A 2854-nucleotide genomic window follows, 5' to 3' on the forward strand; every position below is an offset into this window, starting at 1 on the left:
CCCTTATACTTTTCGTCTGGTCCGGTGGCGAGGTAGAGCGACTCCCGTCCGGTCTGCTGGATGGAATAACTTAGGCCGTTATCGAAAATGACCAGAAGGCTGACTGCCACCAACGAGGGCATGGCCAGAAACCCTAACGAGCCGGCGATAATAGCCGCTGGCAGGACAAGCAGAGTTGCGCCAAGACCAAACCGCTTCATCACGCTACTAACTAGAAAGAGTTGGGTGATCACAGCTAACAGACTGGCGTACAAGTACACATCCGTCATGAAAGCCTGAGTGGCTTGGACACCGGACATGCTTTCAGCTGCTAATTTGAACTGGTAATCCATCAGCTGTGACGCCACCTCGTACAAACCCATGATGCCGGCAATGCTCGCGAGATAGCGTGAGCGAAAGACCAATCTGGCTCCTTCAAATGCCTCCAACAATGACCCTCTGGAGAACGACTCAACTTTCGACCGTGCATCGGGCCAAATCGTTGGCGTGAATATCCGTGATCTCCGGAGCAGTGTTTCTGTTGATCCAACGATCAGAATCACTCCGCCCATGAAAAGAGCGGATAGGCACAAGAGTCCCGGGGTTCCGATGGTGGGAAGCAAAACCTTTGCGACCGAAACGCCAGCCCAACCGCCCAACACACCTCCGGCTCCAATGGGACCGAAAAGCCGGTTCGCGTCCGGTCCATGAGAAAGATCAGTCAAGTATGCCCAAAACGCTGCGACCATCATTGTGGCTTCGAGGTCACCCAACAGATAGAAGGTCCAGATGAGGAACGGATCCGGTTCATCTCCAAGCGCGAACGCAAGGCTGAGGAAGCTCAAGAGAAAGAACCCACTCAGCGTGTAGATGAATCGCTGTCGGTGTAGCTTGTTGTAGAGCAAGGTAAATGTTCCCACGCCAATGGATGCGATCAGGATGTTCGCAAGCTTGGCGTAGAGCTCCATGTGGGCGCCGTAATGCTCCACGAAAAGCCCGCTCTTGAGAGGTTTCAAGACTTGGAAGACGGCGATCACAAGAAAGAAGAATGCAAAGAGCAATCCTGTGATTGCGATATCTTCTGTTGATCTCCGATTAAGCATAGATTTCATGGCTGCTCCATCTCGTTGTGTGTTCACTTGTGAAAGTCGACTCTTGATGCCAGGAGGCATTCCAAACTTGGTGCCAGTTCATGAACGCTACAAAGTGCTGATTCTGTGGGGATTGGCAACGTCATCGTTCTTCCGATCCGCAGCGAAGCTTCGTGATACGACGAAACCTCGCTGTATGTTGTAGGTTGCTCAGCCTAACGAAGGCTTCTAAAAGCGCAGATGCACCCATCTTGTAAAAAGACGCATGTTGTTGGCGGCACTGCGTGACAATACTCTGAGGCCTCTCCCTCTGAAGAGAACTGGCCCAATGGCTTGATGACAGGTTTGAGATGGATGGCGCTCAGGCGTGATGAGCGTCCCGATGTGGTTAACTTTATTCGAAACGGTGCAGATATGTGTGAGGGCGGCGGCGGGAGCTTCTCTAGATCTGCGTCACCGAGTCTTCCGCCCCTTCAAGAAGGCGTTGCACCTCCTCTACGTAAATCTCCGTGGTTGCATAATGCTGATGGCGCATCATCTTCTGCACCCGCGTGGGATTGGCCTCATTGAGGAGCGCAAAGGTCGGGGTCGAGTGGCGCAGACTATGGACCACAATGCCGGGTTTTTTCACACCCGCTAAGAGTAGTCCTTCCGTGATGATCCGGTGAATGGCACGTGTGGAGAGCCGTTTCCCGGCTGGTGTAACCACGTTCCCGCCGCGATCAAGACAGGCCGTCGTGGCAAACAGCGGATCACTCTCCTGTAATGGCCCCGGCCGGAGCGCGAGGTACGCCTGAATCCGTTCATACACTTCCTTCAACACCTGCACCGACTCATCGGCCGACCCTCTCCCCTTGCCATGCACCCAGAGCCGCCATTTTTCACCCGGCACCAATTCTTGAAGATGCTCGATCCGGGCCCGACTCACTTCAATCGTGCGCAACCCGGTCTTCAGCATGAGATAGGCCATGGCCACATTGCGCGCGCGTTGCAGTTCGGATTTGCGCGGATCAGACTCGAGCGCCGCGAGCAAGGCCTTGGCGTCCTCCACCGGCAAATGCCGCCGCGTGTGTTGCCGACTGCAGGTCCAGCCCTGGACGAAGTCCGCTGGATTCACAAGGCCCGGATGCAGCGGCACGAGCCAGGTCAAAAACTGGCGGACTGCCGTCAGATAGCCGTTCTTCGTGCGAAGGTTCGCAAAGCGGTGATCGAGCCACGCACGATAGGATTCGAGACAGGTCCGATCGAGACGACGGACCTGTGGCTCCCTCCCCTGCTCCAGCCAGGCGATAAAGTATCGTCCGCGCTTGAAATAGGTCCGGGCCGTGGTGGATCCCGGCTTCTGCTGCGCGAGCTGCCGCGCGAATTCATCCAGATAGACACGGAGCCCGATGAGGGTCGAGGACGACAACTGCAGGCAGACCGGCGGCAACTCCCCGTCCGTCCTTCTGAGACTTGTCGTGGCCAACGGCACCATGGCCGTGGACGTGCCGTGATCCGGCCGTTCTGGCTCAGGGGTCAGTGGTATGAGCTCCATCGTTCCGTTCCTTCCTTCTCGTTCCCTGCTCCATCCCTCTGTCTCAATCTAATGGAGCACTCGCTCAGACGACAGGGACTCACTCCCGTCCAGCCGAACCACTCCCCTCAATCACAATCACACGATAGAGGCGGACCGTGCAGCACGGAGTATCCCTCCCAGCGGTGACACCTCCTCACCCACCAGGAGACGATTGCCTTCTCACCCGACTTCCCAAGCCTCTTCCCTGCCCGCCCCCACCCTACCC

General features: G+C 56.4%; 2 protein-coding genes. Both read right to left on the reverse strand.

What is annotated here, in order from left to right; genetic code table 11:
- The coding region (locus tag ACMTNU_RS20340) for an NTP/NDP exchange transporter (protein ID WP_413937120.1) at positions 1-1091 on the reverse strand (1091 nt) is incomplete at its 3' end.
- Positions 1092-1512: 421 nt separating this feature from the next.
- Complete coding sequence (locus ACMTNU_RS20345; protein ID WP_413937121.1) at positions 1513-2607, reverse strand: tyrosine-type recombinase/integrase; 1095 nt, start codon at positions 2605-2607, stop codon at positions 1513-1515.
- Between the last annotated feature and the right edge of the window lie 247 nt (positions 2608-2854).

Origin of the sequence: Nitrospira sp. BLG_1, assembly GCF_047338595.1 — a bacterium.
Lineage (GTDB): Bacteria > Nitrospirota > Nitrospiria > Nitrospirales > Nitrospiraceae > Nitrospira_D.